Source organism: Palleronia sp. THAF1, from assembly GCF_009363795.1.
Lineage (GTDB): Bacteria > Pseudomonadota > Alphaproteobacteria > Rhodobacterales > Rhodobacteraceae > Palleronia.
In genome coordinates this window covers 362,359-376,957 of record NZ_CP045420.1, presented here as the reverse complement: position 1 = coordinate 376,957, position 14,599 = coordinate 362,359, and the positions used below count along the sequence as shown (strand labels likewise).

The following is a 14,599-nucleotide window of genomic DNA, read 5'->3' as shown; positions in this document are numbered from 1 at the left end:
TCCACGAAGTGCCGCCCCTTAAAGGCCTGTTTCGTATGATTTCCTACACGCTCAAACGTCTGGCCATCGCGATCCCCACACTGCTGGTGCTGATCGTCGTGTCCTACGTCTTGATGTACATGGCCCCCGGCGGTCCGTTCACGTCTGAACGCGAAGTGCCGCCTGCGGTGCTGGCGAACCTTAACGCCAAGTATGGCCTCGACCAGCCGCTGTGGCGGCAGATCGTCGTCTACGTCTGGAACATCGTCAGCGGTTTCGATTTCGGCCCAAGCTTTGTCTACAAGGACCGCACGGTGAACGAGATCATCGCGCAGGGCTTTCCAATCACGCTGACCTATGGGCTGCTGTCGTTCCTTGTGGCCGTAGTGGTCGGCGTCTCGCTTGGTGTGGCCGCCGCCGTGCGCCACAACTCTGCGCTCGACTACGCAGCCGTAGGCGTGTCCATCGGCGCGCAGGTGCTGCCGAACTTCGTCATGGCACCGATCCTTGTGCTAATCTTCACTCTGTGGCTGGGCTGGCTGCCGGGCGGCGGATGGCAGGGACCGGAATACCTGATCATGCCCGTAATCGCGCTCAGCACATCCTTCATGGCCTCCATCGCGCGGATCACCCGGTCTTCGATGCTGGAAGTCCTGACCCAGAACCACATCCGCACAGCCCGCGCCAAGGGTCTGCCGGAACGCCGCGTGATCCTGCGGCACGCGCTGAAGCCCGCGATGCTGCCGGTGATCAGCTACCTTGGCCCCGCCTTCGTCGGCATGATCACCGGGTCGGTCGTGATCGACATCTATTTCTCGACCGGCGGGATCGGGAAGGCATTCGTGGATAGCGCCCTGAACCGAGACTACGCCGTGATGATGGGCGTGACGATCCTGATGGGCGCGCTGACGATCCTGTTCAACCTGGTCGTTGACATCCTGTACGGATGGATCGACCCGAAGATCCGGTACTGACATGACCGCAACCTCGGAACAGCGCACCGCCACGCAAGTCGCCCCCACCCAAGGACGGTCACCTTGGGCCGACGCCCGCCGCCGCTTCGTGCGGAACAAAGCGGCGATGTTCGGGCTGGTGATCCTGCTGTTCGTCGCCGTCTTCGCGATCTTCGGCGGGGCTATCGCGCAGTATTCAAACGAAGAGCTCGACTACATGGTGATGGGCCAAATCGCCGAACTGGGCGGCCCGTCGATCGAGTCCGGCCATTACTTTGGGACTGACGATCTGGGCCGCGACCTGTTCGCCCGCACCGTGCAGGGCACCCAAATCAGCTTGGCGGTCGGCGTCGTTGGCGCGCTGATCGCGGTGATCGTCGGCACGCTTTACGGCGCAACTGCGGGCTACATCGGCGGGCGCACCGACAGCATCATGATGCGTCTCGTCGATATCTTCATGGCGGTGCCTTATATGTTCGTGCTGATTCTGCTGTTGGTCATGTACGGACGCTCGATCACGATCCTTTTCGTCGGGATCGGCCTGATCTCATGGATGGAAATGGCCCGCATCGTGCGCGGTCAAACGCTTTCGCTGAAGGGCCGAGAGTTCATTGAGGCCGCGCAGGCCACCGGCGTCTCGGCTCCCGTCATCATCGCGCGCCACATCGTGCCGAACCTGCTGGGTGTCATCGCGGTCTACACCACCCTGCTGGTGCCGCTGATGATCCTGACAGAGTCGTTCATTTCGTTCCTCGGCCTTGGCGTGCAGGAACCGCTGACCTCGCTGGGTGCGCTGATCTCTGAAGGCGCTGGCACCATCGCCTACGGCACCACGTGGCAGTTGGGCTTCCCGCTGCTGTTCTTCGTGCTGACGCTGTTCGGCTTCTTCTTTGTGGGCGACGGCCTGCGTGACGCACTCGACCCGAAAGACCGCTGATGGCCCTGCTGGAGATCAATGACCTGTCGGTGACCTTCGATACCGACGACGGCCCTGTTCATGCTATGAACGACCTGACGTTCAGCGTGGATCGCGGAGAGACGCTGGGGATCGTCGGCGAGTCCGGATCGGGCAAGTCTCAGACCGCCTTCGCGATCATGGGGCTTCTGGCCGGTAATGGGCGGACTGACGGATCGGTGCGCTTTGACGGGACCGAACTGCTGGGCGCGACGAAGAAACAACTGAACGCCCTGCGCGCGCGGCGGATCGCGATGATCTTTCAGGATCCGATGACCTCGCTGAACCCCTACATGCGCATCTCGGACCAGATGGCAGAGGTGCTGACGCTGCATCAAGGCATGTCCAAGCGCGACGCGGTGGCGGAGTCGACGCGGATGCTGGACGCCGTGCGCATCCCCTCGGCCAAAGAGCGTATCCGTCTGTATCCGCACGAATTCTCTGGCGGGATGCGCCAGCGCGTGATGATCGCCATGTCGCTGCTGTGCCAGCCCGACCTGTTGATCGCGGATGAGCCGACGACCGCGCTCGATGTGACGGTCCAAGCGCAGATCATGGACCTGCTGGCCGATCTGCAACAAGAGTTTGGCATGGCGACGATCCTGATCACCCATGACCTTGGCGTTGTCGCAGGCTTTTGTGAGCGGGTGACGGTGATGTACGGTGGCCGCGTGATGGAAGAAGGGCCAGTCGATCCTCTGTTCGCCAAGCCCACCCACCCCTACACGCGCGGTCTGCTCGGCGCGGTGCCGCGTGTGGATGACGAGGACGCGAGCATGACCGCGATCCCCGGCAATCCGCCCAACATGGCCGATCCGCCCACCGGTTGCCCATTCCACCCGCGCTGCGCCTTCGCGGGCGACGACTGCCTGGCGATGCCCCCACTGGAGCCTTTCGCCGAGGCCCGCGCACGCGCCTGCCGCCGTCCCATAGAAGAGGTCGCGCCATGAGCCCGCTTCTGTCCGTCCGCGATCTGCGCGTGACCTTCCCCATCACCCGCGCGGGCGACATGCCGTGGACCAAGCCGCGTGAATTACGAGCGGTGAACGGCGTAGACTTCGATCTGGAGGCTGGCGAAACGTTGGGCGTCGTGGGCGAATCGGGTTGTGGCAAATCCACACTTGCCCGCGGGTTGATCCAGATGGTGCCCGCGACCGGCACCGTGATGTGGCGCGGGGAAACCGATCTTCTGTCGCTGTCACGCCGCGCCATGCTGCCCTTCCGATCCGAGATCCAGATGGTCTTTCAGGACCCGCTGGCGTCGTTGAACCCCCGCATGACCCTGGGGCAGATTATCGCCGAGCCCCTGCGCACCCACCGCGCCGACTTGGACGCCCAGGAACGGCGCAAACGCGTCGCTGCGATGATGGAGCGCGTCGGCCTGTTGCCGCAGATGATCAACCGCTACCCGCATGAGTTTTCGGGCGGCCAATGCCAGCGCATCGGCATCGCGCGCGCACTGGTGATGGAGCCGAAGCTGCTGATCTGCGACGAGCCGGTCTCGGCGCTGGATGTCTCTATCCAGGCGCAAGTGATCGATTTGCTGAGAGAGTTGCAGCGCGATCTGGGGCTGGCGATGATTTTCATCGCCCACGACCTGAGCGTGGTGAAGCACATCTCTGATCAGGTGATGGTGCTGTATCTGGGCCGCGTGATGGAGAAAGCGACAAAGCGCGATCTCTATGCCGATCCACAACATCCCTATACGCAGGCCCTGATGTCTGCTGTGCCGATCCCGGACCCGGTGGCCGAGCGTGCCAAGAAGATCATTGCTCTGGACGGCGATCTGCCGTCGCCCATGAATCCGCCATCGGGCTGCGTCTTTCGCACACGCTGCCCGCGCGCACAGGCCGATTGCGCCGACGTGGTACCCGAAACCGGTGACGGCGCGCATCGCGTGGCCTGCCTGTATCCGGGGCCAGCAAAACAAGCAGAGATGGTCTGACAACGCAAAAGGCCGCCCGGTTGGGGCGGCCTTTTCAAGTCCCGGAACGGGAAATCAGAAGTCCAGCGTGATCCGACGGATCAGACCGACGGTGATGCCGTACTGGTCGCGGTCGCCTTGCTCGACGATCGGGCTGTCGGCAGCATCGCCGACGAAGCGGTCGTAGGACACGGTGCCTTCAATGCCCCAATTCTCGGACAGGCGGTAGTTCGCACCCAACTCGATGCCTGCGCTGATGACGCCGCCATCGGCATCGTAGGCGCCGCCAGCGAAGGTGGCCGGAGTGCTGAAATAAGTCGCCGCGTAGTCATCGGTGCCGAAGAGGACGCGCGGACCGGCGGACAGGGTCAGGCGGTCTATCGGACGGGCTTTGACGTCCGCACCGATCTCGCCCACGAATTCCTCGTGGCCGCCGAAGCCGTAGCGCACGTCGGCGAAGGCGTCGAAGTTACGCGACTGATAGCCAAGGCCAAGACCCAACTCGTAGGTCGCATCAACGTCGATGGTGCCCGCAAGCTCGGGATTGTCAGAGGCATCACGCTCATCAATGTAGCGGAACGATCCGCGCAAACCGAAGCCTTCGGGCTGGTAGTAGGGGTCGGGCGAACCGAACTGCAGCGCGCCGAGGTTCACGTAGTTCAGTGCGAAGCCAAGGCTGGGACCGACGGTATAGCTGTCGGACCCGAAATACTCGGGCGTCGAGGTCACGCCGCCCGCCAACGTGAACACCAAGTTCGGCGTCGGCGCGACTGGCATGGGCGCGGGCGCCATCACCATCGGCTCGGACGGTGCAACGGTCATATCGCCTGCCTGTGCGGCACCGGCAAAAGCGGCGGCGCAGGCTGCGGAAGCAAGAAACAGGCGATTGGCCATGGAAAGAAACCTTAAGACTTGAGTTGAGCGACATATAGGCCTTTTGCGCAGACTTTACAGGGCCAAGACGCCGTTGCCTTGAATTGGACACATTTCCGCGCGCCCCTTTGCAGCTATGCAACAGTTGGCTATATCGAGCCCATGATTGCTGACCTTTTGCGCCGCCTCGCGGCCCCGACATCCGAGCCGATGCCCGAACCAGACGCCAGGCTGGCGCTGGCCGCACTGTTGGTACGCCTTGCCCGCGCCGACGACAATTACGAGGCCGTCGAGCGTGAGCGAATCGACCGGGCGATGATGTCGCGTTACGGCTTGAACGCCGCCGACGCCGCGTCCCTGCGGTCCGAGGCAGAGACCGTCGAGGCCGACGCCCCCGACACCGTGCGGTTCACCAAGGCTATCAAGGACGGCGTCGATTACGATGATCGGATCGGCGTGGTCGAGGCGATGTGGGATGTGGTTCTGGCCGATGGCGTTCGCGATGAGGACGAGAACGCCATGATGCGCATGGTCCCCCCGATGCTGGGCGTCAATGACCGCGACTCGAACATGGCGCGCAAGCGGGTCGAGACGCGGCGCAACGCGTGATCGCATCGCTGCCTTGGTCTCCAGACCCGACACGGCGCGAGGCCGAAGCGCGATTGCGGGAGGGCATGGGCGCAACCGAATTGCGCGACACGCTTCACGACGCCAAGTGAGTCTGACACAAGCCGAGCGCGACACGTTGGGTCTGCACGGGGTCGTCGATCTTGGCGCTGCCGTCTATGGCTTGCGTTGCAATTCGCCGCGCCTTCCCGCCTAATCGCGCGACCTGTTTCCAAGCCAAAGGCCCCTATCCCGTGACAGCCGTTCTTTCGATCCGCGATCTGCACAAAAGCTACGGCGCGCTAGAGGTGCTCAAAGGCGTCGACCTGACCGCGCCGAAGGGACACGTCGTGTCGCTGATCGGGTCGTCGGGGTCGGGCAAATCCACCCTGCTGCGCTGCTGCAACCTGCTGGAAGACAGCCAGTCGGGCGAAATCGCGTTCGAGGGCGAGCCGGTCGCCTGGACCGGCACAGGCCACGACCGCCGCCCCGCCGATCCTAAGCAGGTCACGCGCATTCGCACCAACCTGTCGATGGTCTTCCAGCAGTTCAATCTGTGGGCGCATATGACGATCCTGCAGAATGTCATGGAAGCCCCCGTGCATGTTCTGAAACGCGACCGCGCAGAGGTCGAGACGACGGCGCGCGCCTATCTGGATAAGGTGGGCATCGGCGACAAGGCCGACCGCTATCCCGCCGAACTGTCCGGCGGCCAGCAACAGCGCGCCGCCATCGCACGCGCCTTGGCGATGGAGCCGCGCGCGCTGCTGTTTGACGAGCCGACATCGGCGCTGGACCCGGAGCTTGAGCAGGAAGTCGTGCGCGTCATCAAGGCATTGGCAGAGGAAGGGCGGACGATGATCCTTGTCACGCACGATATGGGCATGGCACGCGATTGCTCGGATCAAGTCATCTTTCTGCACCAAGGCCTGATCGAAGAGGAAGGCACGCCGGAGCGGTTGTTCGGCGCGCCCGAAAGCCAGCGATTGCGCGGCTTCCTTTCTTCCACCGTCGACGCCTGAACTGCCCGAAAAACCATCCCATTCGCGCCTTGCCGTAAGGAAATCGGCTGTTTCGCTTGCGTCCCCGCCCGTTTTTCCTAACCCTTGCGCAGTTATGTGCGGCCCTGCCGCGCCAATAAAATCGGGAGACTTCCATGAAGACCATTCTGCTGGGTACCGCTGCCCTTGCCTTTTCTCTGGGCACCGCATTCGCCGCCGGTCACGGTGACACCGTGCGCCTTGGTACCGAAGGCGCCTACCCTCCGTACAACTTCCTGAACGACGAGGGCGAAGTCGCGGGCTTCGAGCGTGAGCTGGGCGACGAGCTGTGCGCCCGCGCCGAGCTGACCTGCGAGTGGGTCACGAACGCCTGGGATTCGATCATCCCGAACCTGACCTCCGGCAATTACGACGCCATCATCGCAGGTATGTCGATCACGCCAGAGCGTGACGAGGTCATCGACTTCAGCCAGAACTACACGCCCCCCTCGCCCTCTGCCTACATCGCCATGAGCGAGGATGCGGACACGCAAGGCGGTGTCGTCGCCGCGCAGACCGGCACGATCCAAGCCGATCACGTGACCTCTACCGAGGCCACCTTGCTGGAGTTCGCGGACCCCGAAGAGGTCGTCTCGGCAGTACGTTCGGGCGAGGCCGATGCGGGTATGGCCGACAAGGACTTCCTGACGCCCTTCGTCGAGAATGAAGGCGATGTGGTGTTCGTGGGCGAAGACATCCCGCTGGGTGGTGGCATCGGCATGGGCTTTCGCGAAAGCGACACGGAGCTGCGCGAGACCTTCAACGCGGCGATCCAGTCCATGAAGGACGACGGTTCGCTGAACGAGCTGATCGTCAAGTGGCTACCGGATAGCCAGCAGTTCTAAGCTAACAGACCGGCGCGGGGTGCTACGGCATCCCGCACCGCTTTCGATGGCACAGGGCCGATTTTGCCCATCCACCCGATAAGGAGACCGCGCCCTGTTCGGCTTTTGCACCGATCCCTCGACGCTGGACGGTCTGGCGTGGCTGTCGTGCTACCTCACGACGGGCAAGCACATCGCGTTCTACCAAAGCTTTGGGGTCGTGATGATCCTGTTGTTGGTCACAGCGCCCACCGCGCTGCTGTTCGGGTTCGGCGGGGCGATGGCCGCGCGCAGCCAGACGCTGCCTCTGCGGCTATTGGGCAAGACCTACATTTCCATTGTGCGCGGCGTGCCGGATATCGCCTTCTTCCTGTTCTTCGTGATCGCACTGGATCAGGGCATCGAATACGCGCGCCATCTGATCCAATGCCCCGGGTGGGATCAGCCGGTGCGGCAGGGGTCGGACTTCATCGTCTGCCAAGCCGCCAAGACGCCATCAGGCAACGCGCCGCAATGGGTACATGAGATCTACGGCTTCGCGACCGCCGTCTTCACCTTCGCCATCGTCTTCGGCGCCTTCGCCGCCAACGTCCTGTTCGGCGCGATGCTGGCCGTGCCGCGCGCGCAGATGGAAACGGCCAGCGCCTACGGCATGACCCGCGCGCAGGCGTTCCGCCGGATCATGGTGCCGCAGATGTGGGTCTACGCCCTGCCCGGCCTGTCGAACCTGTGGATGATCCTGATCAAGGCGACGCCGCTGCTGTTCCTGCTGGGCGTCGAGGATATCGTCTACTGGGCGCGCGAACTTGGCGGCACCAAGACGCCCAACTTCACCGACTATCCCCACGGCGACTGGCGCATGTGGTATTTCGCCGGTCTGCTGGTGTTCTATCTCATCCTGACCCGTGTTTCAGAGATCGTACTGGACGGGCTGATGGAACGCCTGCGCTTCGGTCAGGCGGTCGCGCGATGAGCTGTTGGCAGACCGTGCAGGACTACGCCTTTCGCTCTATTGGCTGGGGCGAACGCCTGCTCCCGCGTGAGGATTTCACGCTGTGCCAGCAGGTCACGCTGATCGGCTCGGGCCTGATCTGGAACGTCTATTTCGGACTGATCGCGCTGTCCGTGGGCTTCGGGCTGGCCGTCGCGCTGGCGATGGGCAAGGCGTCGAGGAACGCGCTCGCACGCAAGCCCGCGCAGTGGTTCATTCTGGTGTTCCGTGGCTCGCCGCTCTTCATCCAGTTCTTCTTCGCCTACTTCTGCTTCCTGTCGCTGAAGAGCGTGTCGCCGGTCTTCGATCCATTCACGTCCGCTTGGCTAGGCGCGACCATCGTGCTGTTCCTCAACACCGCCGCCTACGCGGGCGAGATCTTCCACGGCGCGCTGAAAACGATCCCGCGCGGCGACATGGAGGCGGCAGAGGCCTACGGGCTGATCGGCTGGACCAAGTTTCGCCGCATCACCTTCCCCACCCTGCTGCGCCTTGCCTGGCCCGCCTACACGAACGAGGCGATCTTCCTGTTCCACGCCACGACGCTGGTGTTCTTTTCCGGCTTTCCCGCGTGGCAGCAGCGGGGCGACGCGCTGTATTACGCCAGCTATTTCGCCGACAAGACGTTCAATCCTTTCGTCCCCTACCCGATCCTAGCGGGTTACTTCATCCTGTTGACCCTGTGCATCGTCGGCCTGTTCGGCTGGGCATCAAAGCGGCTGAACCGACACCTACCGGTCGAGGCACGCCAACGGATTCGCCTGCGCCCGAATTTCCTGCGCTAACGCAGGAAAGCAGGGCGCAGAACAACGACGGTGGGGCGTTCGGGCAGATCGCGCAGACTGATTTCCAGATGGCTTTCAGAGCGTAGATCAACGGCGAAATCGCTGGAAATACCGTCAAGGAACCGCCCCAGCGTCGCCGCGCCGAACCAATGCATCGGGATCACGACAGAGCTTTTCAGACGTGTCAGGATGCTGGTCATCGTGTCCAGATCGACGGTCATGCCCCCATCGACGGCAGCCATCACCACATCCAACCGGCCAAGAGCAGCATATTGCGCCTCGTCCGGTTCGTGGTGCAGGTGGCCCAAGTGGCCGATGCACAGGCCCGCCACCTCGAACACGAAGATCGAGTTGCCATAGGCCTCTCGCGCTTCTCCGAAGCGGCCACGAATGTCGGTAGGCACGTTGCGCACGAAGACTTCGCCGACCTCGACCGCGTGCTCAGAGGGCGAGACGCCATCGCCCCACCCTTCAAGGATATGCGGGATGCGGGTGTCGGGGCGCATCGTCCAGTGCGAGGAATGCGCGTGGTTCATCGTCGCCACATCGGGCACGAAATCGACGGAGCCGAGGAAGCCGTTGTAATCAGTGACAGCGGTGGTGCCGTCGGGGGCTTCGATCAGAAACATCGAGTGATCAAGGTAATTGATTCGGACCGTGTAGTCTTCCAGCGGCGTGCCCCAAGTGGCCTTCTGCACATAGGCCGCGCCTGCGTCATTCGCGATGGCGATGCAGTGGCTCTGGCGGGTCTGGGCGGCGGCTGGCAGCGCAAGAAGCGCAAGGGCAATGGTAAAGCGGAACATGAACGGCACCTCCTGCCCTTCACGCTAGACCGATGCGCGCCGCACGCCTAGCCCGCCTTTGTCGCAGGGTCAGCCGACGTCTGTCTTGCCGCGTCGGTCGCTGCGCAAGTTGGCATAGAGCACATGATTGCGCCACCGACCGGCGATCTGCAGATAGCTTTGCGCGACGCCTTCATACTTGAAGCCCGACCGTTCCAGCACCCCGCGCGAAGCCGTGTTCTCTGGCAGGCAGGCGGCTTCGATCCGGGACAGGTCCATGCGATGGAAGGCGTGGTGCACCAGCCCCTCTATCGCTTCTTTCATGTACCCCCGCCGCGCGTGCCGTTCGCCGATCCAATAGCCCAACGTGCCCGACTGCGCAGGACCACGGCGGATATTGTCCAGCGTGATCGCGCCCACCAGCTCATTCTGGTCACGGCGAAACAGGAACAGCGGCAGAGCGGTCTCTGCCTTCACCGACCGCTGCGCCCAATAGACGCGATTGGTGAAGCTCTTGCGGGACAGGTGATCGGTGGCCCATGTCGGCTCCCACGGTTGCAGGAAGGCCGTGCTGTCGCGACGCAGATCCGTCCAAGCGCGAAAGTCGCCATGATCCGGCGGGCGCAGGGTCAGCCGGTCTGTTTCCAGCTTCAACCGACGCCGTAGCATGGCCATCAGGCGGCGAGCCTACCGGTCAGGTCTGCCAAGGTAGGTGCGCCGCCTACAGGGCCATACAATGCCATGGCGGGCCCGCCACCGGTGACAAGCCGCTGGCCAAAGCCTCGTACCTGGTCGCGGGTCACCGCGTCGATGCGGGCGATGGTTTCGTCCAGTTCCGGGATACGCCCCCAGATTGCGATCAGCCGTGCCAGGCGTTCGGCACGCGCCGACGCGCTCTCCAGCCCCATCAGCAGACCAGCTTTCAGCTGCGCACGCGCGCGGTCGATCTCTGCCTGCGAAATATCATCCGCCGCGCGCTTCATCTCTGTCGCGATGACGGCGCTTAGATCACCAAGGTCTTCTGCGCTGGTGCCTGCGTAGATCGTCATCATGCCGGTGTCGTCGTAGCTGCTGGCCTGCGCGAAAACGGAATAGCAAAGCCCCCGCACTTCCCGCAGTTCTTGAAACAAGCGAGACGACATGCCGCCGCCCAAAGCGTTCGCATGGATCTGCGCCGCGTAGAAGTCTGGGTCGCGGTAGGCGGGCGATTCGAACGCCAGCGTCAGATGCGCCTGTTCCAGATCGCGGGTCTCACGGCGTTCGCGGCCTTGGAAACGCGCGGGCTCGGCCGCGATGCGCATGCGCGGCGCCATGTGGCCGAAGGTGCGTTCGGCGAACGCCAGGATCGCGTCGTGATCGACCGCACCGGCCGCGGACAGGATAATGTCACCCGGCCCGTAGCGTTCCTTGACGAAGCCCGCCAGATCATCACGCCCGAAGGCTTCAACCCGCTCGGACGGCCCAAGGATAGAGCGGCCCAGCGGCTGGTTGGGATATGCAACCTCTTGCAGCCAATCGAAGACGATATCGTCAGGCGTATCCAGAACCTGCCCGATTTCCTGCAGGATCACGCCGCGCTCGGTCTCGATCTCTTTGGCGTCGAAGGCTGGATTGAGGACGATATCGCTGATCACATCCAGTGCCAGCGGCACGTCGGCCTCCAGCACACGGGCATAGTAGGCCGTCATCTCGCGGCTGGTGTAGGCGTTGATGTAGCCGCCGACGTCCTCGATCGCCTCGGCGATCTGCAACGCATTACGCCGCGCCGTGCCCTTGAAGGCCATATGCTCCAGAAAATGCGCGATGCCGTTCTGCTCGGGCCGTTCGTGGCGGCCACCGGCGGTGATCCAGACGCCGACGCTGGCGGACTTCAGACCGGGCATGTGCTCAGATACGACCCGCAGGCCATTGGGTAGGGTGTGGGTCGCGACGCTCAAGCGATGCGCTCCTTTATCAACGATTGCAGGTGGGCCACGTCATTGGGCACGTCCGTCATCCGTTCCGGGCGATCAAACAGATCGGCCATGCGGGCGGGCAGTGGCGGGCGTGCGCCGGTGGCAGCCTCCACCGCGTCGGGGAACTTGGCCGGGTGGGCGGTGGCGAGCGTGATCATCGGACTGTCGCCGAAGTTCTCCTCTGCCACCTTCACGCCGACAGCCGTATGCGGGCACAGCACTTCGCCGGTCCGGGCGTGCATCGCGCGGATCGTGGCCGCCGTTTCCTCTTCCGAGGCGCGGCCAGAGGCATAGGTCTCGCGCAGCGCTTCCATGGCGCCTTGGCTGACGTCGAAGCCACCGCCGCGCAGTTCGTCCATCAATTGCGAGACGGCATTTCCGTCACGCCCGTAGGCCATGAACAATGCACGCTCGAAATTGGAAGAGACCTGAATATCCATCGACGGGCTGATCGTGGGCGACACGCCTTCCTTGCGATGCGCGCCCGACTGGATCGTGCGGTGCAGGATGTCATTGCGATTCGTGGCGATCACCAGCTTGTCGATGGGCAGGCCCATGGATCGCGCGATATAGCCCGCGAAAATGTCTCCGAAGTTGCCGGTGGGCACAGTAAACGAAACGCTGCGCTTCGGCGCGCCAAGCGACACGGCGGCAGAGAAGAAGTACACCACCTGCGCCAGCACCCGCGCCCAGTTTATCGAATTCACCGCCGTCAGCGACACCGCATCGCGGAAGCCGTGGTCGTTGAACATCGCCTTCACGGCGGCTTGGCAATCGTCAAAGTCGCCGTCCAGCGCCAGCGCGTGCACGTTGGCCTCGATCGGCGTCGTCATCTGGCGGCGCTGCACGTCAGACACGCGTCCCTGCGGAAACAGGATGAAGCATTCGACGTTATCCAGTCCGCGAAATGCCTCCATCGCCGCCGATCCGGTATCGCCAGAGGTCGCGCCGACGATGGTGATCCGCTCACCCTTGCGCTTCATGGCATCTTGAAACAACTGACCGATCAGCTGCATCGCGAAGTCCTTGAAGGCTAGTGTCGGCCCGTGGAACAGCTCCAGCAGGAAGTGGTTCGGTCCCAACTGCACCAGCGGCGCGCGGGCATCATGGCCGAAACCGGCATAGGCGCGCTGGATCAGATCGCCGAGCAGACCCTCGCCCATGCCGGTGAACGGCTGCATGACCCGCAGCGCGATTTCCTCATAGGACAGCCCGGCCAGTGCGGCGATCTCCGCTTGGCTCATCGTCGGGATCGTGTCGGGCACGTAGAGCCCGCCGTCACGAGCCAGCCCCGCCAGCATCGCGCCTTCGAAATTCAGTGCCGGGGCCTGCCCACGGGTCGAGATATACTGCATCGTCATGATCTTTCCTCACCGCCCTTCGCAATACGCCAGCCAAGAAAGACTGTCATCCCCGCCCAGAGAAGCGCGATGGAAAACCACGTGATCGCATATTGGCGGTGGTTGTTCGGGATACCAGCAGTCGAAACGGGGCGCAGGATGGTATCGTCCAGCGCCGGAGAGACTTCACGCGCCACCACCAGCAGCGGTTCGGTCCCCAGTGCATCGGCCATCAGGGGCACATCGCGGGCGAACCAGATGTTGTCCGCGCGCTGAGGTTCGGGGGTAAAGCCGTCGGTCTCACGCGGCCAGTCCAGATTGCCGATGATCTCCAACCTTTGCGCGGGCCGGATATCCTTGCGCTGCGCCGGGATGAAGCCAAGGTCAACCATGACACGCCGTTGACCGGTCTCGAACGGGGCAACCACCCGGTAGCCCGCTCCGGTTTCAGCGGTTGAGGTCAGGATATGCAACTCGTCGCCCGTGGTGCGACCCTCAAGACGCACGGGCAGGTAGCGATCGTTCTCTGGCATCGGCGCTTCGGGCAAGGCGACGGGATCGCCCACGATCCCTGTCTCGACCTCGTTCAGCAAAGCGGTCTTCTGGCCCAGCCGATCGACTTGCCAGAACCCCAGCATGCACAAGAGCGCCACGCCGCCCAATCCCAGAACCGCCAGTCCGATCCACCGCATCAAAGACCCCTCAACGCCAAGGGGCGCCGCCCCAGCGCCGCCCCTTCTTTGTTTTCATAAATACTCAATTCGAACCGAGGCCGCGTGTGCCCCGCCCGTTCAGGAGCCCCAGATGTAGATAGAGGCGAAGAGGAACAGCCACACCACGTCGACGAAGTGCCAATACCATGCCGCCGCTTCAAACCCGATGTGCTTTTCGGGAGAGAAGTGCCCGGCGCGCAGTCGCAAGTAGCACACGAAGAGGAAGATCGTGCCGATGATAACGTGCGCCCCGTGGAAGCCCGTCGCCATGAAGAAGTTGGCGCCGTAGATGTTGCCAGAGAAACCGAAGGCTGCGTGCGAATACTCGTAGGCTTGGAAGAATGAGAAAACCACGCCCAGAACGACGGCCAGAATGATGCCGTTGGCCATATCCTTGCGGTTGTTCTCATGCACCAGAGCGTGGTGCGCCCAAGTCGCAGCCGCACCCGAGCACAGCAGGATCAGGGTGTTGATCAGCGGCAGGTGCCAGGGATCGAACGTCTCGATCGAGGGGGGCGGCCACTGCCCTTCCGAGAACGTCTGCATCGGATACATGGCGTGCTTGAAGAACGACCAGAACCATGCCGCGAAGAACATGACCTCGGACATGATGAAGAAGATGAAGCCGTAGCGCAGGCCGATCCGAACGACGGGCGTGTGGTCGCCGACGTTCGATTCGGTGATTACGTCGCCCCACCATGCGACCATGGAATACAGCACGATCGCCAATCCGATGGCGAACATCCACGGCATGTCGTTGGCCATCCACAGCACGGCGCCGAAGAGCATGACGAACGCCCCCACAGAGGCAACCAGCGGATGCAGCGACGGGGGCAGAATGTGGTAGTCGTGGTTCTTTTCGTGCGCCATGGCGTCGGT

At 63.2% G+C, this 14,599-nt stretch carries 16 protein-coding genes; 9 read left to right on the top strand and 7 right to left on the bottom strand.

The genetic code is table 11. The features are described from left to right. Positions 1 to 35: 35 nt before the first annotated feature. Genes oppB through FIU81_RS01915 form a run of 4 tightly spaced genes read left to right on the top strand, consistent with a single transcriptional unit; the run spans position 36 to position 3,832 of the window. Positions 36 to 953 (top strand): oligopeptide ABC transporter permease OppB, encoded by a 918-nt coding sequence (gene oppB / locus FIU81_RS01930; RefSeq protein WP_124110948.1) that lies wholly within the window; start codon positions 36 to 38, stop codon positions 951 to 953. A gap of 1 nt (position 954) precedes the next feature. Beyond that, positions 955 to 1,869, top strand: a complete 915-nt coding sequence (locus FIU81_RS01925) for an ABC transporter permease subunit (protein WP_124110949.1) — start codon at positions 955 to 957, stop codon at positions 1,867 to 1,869. Then, entirely contained in the window at positions 1,869 to 2,837 is a 969-nt protein-coding gene (locus tag FIU81_RS01920) for an oligopeptide/dipeptide ABC transporter ATP-binding protein (RefSeq protein ID WP_124110950.1), read from the top strand. The genes FIU81_RS01925 and FIU81_RS01920 overlap by 1 nt, the downstream gene beginning before the upstream one ends. Then, positions 2,834 to 3,832: an oligopeptide/dipeptide ABC transporter ATP-binding protein gene (locus FIU81_RS01915; RefSeq protein ID WP_124110951.1), complete on the top strand. Its 999-nt coding sequence runs from the start codon at positions 2,834 to 2,836 to the stop codon at positions 3,830 to 3,832. Before FIU81_RS01920 ends, FIU81_RS01915 begins: the two co-directional genes overlap by 4 nt. A gap of 54 nt (positions 3,833 to 3,886) precedes the next feature. On the opposite strand, the gene FIU81_RS01910 is transcribed toward FIU81_RS01915, so the two are convergent. After that, entirely contained in the window at positions 3,887 to 4,705 is an 819-nt protein-coding gene (locus FIU81_RS01910) for a MipA/OmpV family protein (protein ID WP_254695969.1), read from the bottom strand. A gap of 141 nt (positions 4,706 to 4,846) precedes the next feature. Here FIU81_RS01910 and FIU81_RS01905 point away from each other — a divergent pair, with 141 nt between their 5' ends. From FIU81_RS01905 to FIU81_RS01885, 5 genes are all read left to right on the top strand, one after another. Next, positions 4,847 to 5,293 carry a TerB family tellurite resistance protein gene (locus tag FIU81_RS01905; RefSeq protein ID WP_124110952.1) on the top strand — a complete coding sequence of 149 codons (447 nt, stop codon included), beginning with the start codon at positions 4,847 to 4,849 and terminating at the stop codon, positions 5,291 to 5,293. A 251-nt stretch (positions 5,294 to 5,544) separates the two neighbouring features. After that, the gene (locus FIU81_RS01900; RefSeq protein WP_305848655.1) at positions 5,545 to 6,312 is read left to right on the top strand and encodes an ABC transporter ATP-binding protein; all 768 of its coding nucleotides are present in this window, start codon (positions 5,545 to 5,547) and stop codon (positions 6,310 to 6,312) included. 134 nt (positions 6,313 to 6,446) lie between these two features. Beyond that, on the top strand, positions 6,447 to 7,175 hold the full coding sequence (locus FIU81_RS01895) for a transporter substrate-binding domain-containing protein (protein WP_124110954.1): 729 nt from the start codon (positions 6,447 to 6,449) through the stop codon (positions 7,173 to 7,175). 94 nt (positions 7,176 to 7,269) lie between these two features. After that, positions 7,270 to 8,127 (top strand): ABC transporter permease, encoded by an 858-nt coding sequence (locus FIU81_RS01890; protein WP_124110955.1) that lies wholly within the window; start codon positions 7,270 to 7,272, stop codon positions 8,125 to 8,127. Further along, positions 8,124 to 8,930 (top strand): ABC transporter permease, encoded by an 807-nt coding sequence (locus FIU81_RS01885; RefSeq protein ID WP_124110956.1) that lies wholly within the window; start codon positions 8,124 to 8,126, stop codon positions 8,928 to 8,930. The genes FIU81_RS01890 and FIU81_RS01885 overlap by 4 nt, the downstream gene beginning before the upstream one ends. Here the strand turns inward: FIU81_RS01885 and FIU81_RS01880 are convergent. From FIU81_RS01880 to FIU81_RS01855, 6 genes are all read right to left on the bottom strand, one after another. Continuing rightward, positions 8,927 to 9,733 carry an MBL fold metallo-hydrolase gene (locus tag FIU81_RS01880; RefSeq protein WP_124110957.1) on the bottom strand — a complete coding sequence of 269 codons (807 nt, stop codon included), beginning with the start codon at positions 9,731 to 9,733 and terminating at the stop codon, positions 8,927 to 8,929. The two genes, FIU81_RS01885 and FIU81_RS01880, sit on opposite strands and share 4 nt — an antisense overlap. 69 nt (positions 9,734 to 9,802) lie before the next feature. After that, on the bottom strand, positions 9,803 to 10,387 hold the full coding sequence (locus FIU81_RS01875; protein WP_124110958.1) for a GNAT family N-acetyltransferase: 585 nt from the start codon (positions 10,385 to 10,387) through the stop codon (positions 9,803 to 9,805). Continuing rightward, entirely contained in the window at positions 10,387 to 11,649 is a 1,263-nt protein-coding gene (locus FIU81_RS01870) for a M16 family metallopeptidase (protein WP_124110959.1), read from the bottom strand. Before FIU81_RS01870 ends, FIU81_RS01875 begins: the two co-directional genes overlap by 1 nt. Further along, complete coding sequence (thrC, locus tag FIU81_RS01865) at positions 11,646 to 13,022, bottom strand: threonine synthase (RefSeq protein ID WP_124111154.1); 1,377 nt, start codon at positions 13,020 to 13,022, stop codon at positions 11,646 to 11,648. The genes FIU81_RS01870 and thrC overlap by 4 nt, the downstream gene beginning before the upstream one ends. A 2-nt stretch (positions 13,023 to 13,024) precedes the next feature. Further along, positions 13,025 to 13,699, bottom strand: a complete 675-nt coding sequence (locus tag FIU81_RS01860; protein WP_124110960.1) for an SURF1 family protein — start codon at positions 13,697 to 13,699, stop codon at positions 13,025 to 13,027. Between the two features lie 99 nt (positions 13,700 to 13,798). After that, on the bottom strand, positions 13,799 to 14,590 hold the full coding sequence (locus FIU81_RS01855; RefSeq protein ID WP_124110961.1) for a cytochrome c oxidase subunit 3: 792 nt from the start codon (positions 14,588 to 14,590) through the stop codon (positions 13,799 to 13,801). Positions 14,591 to 14,599: the final 9 nt, after the last annotated feature.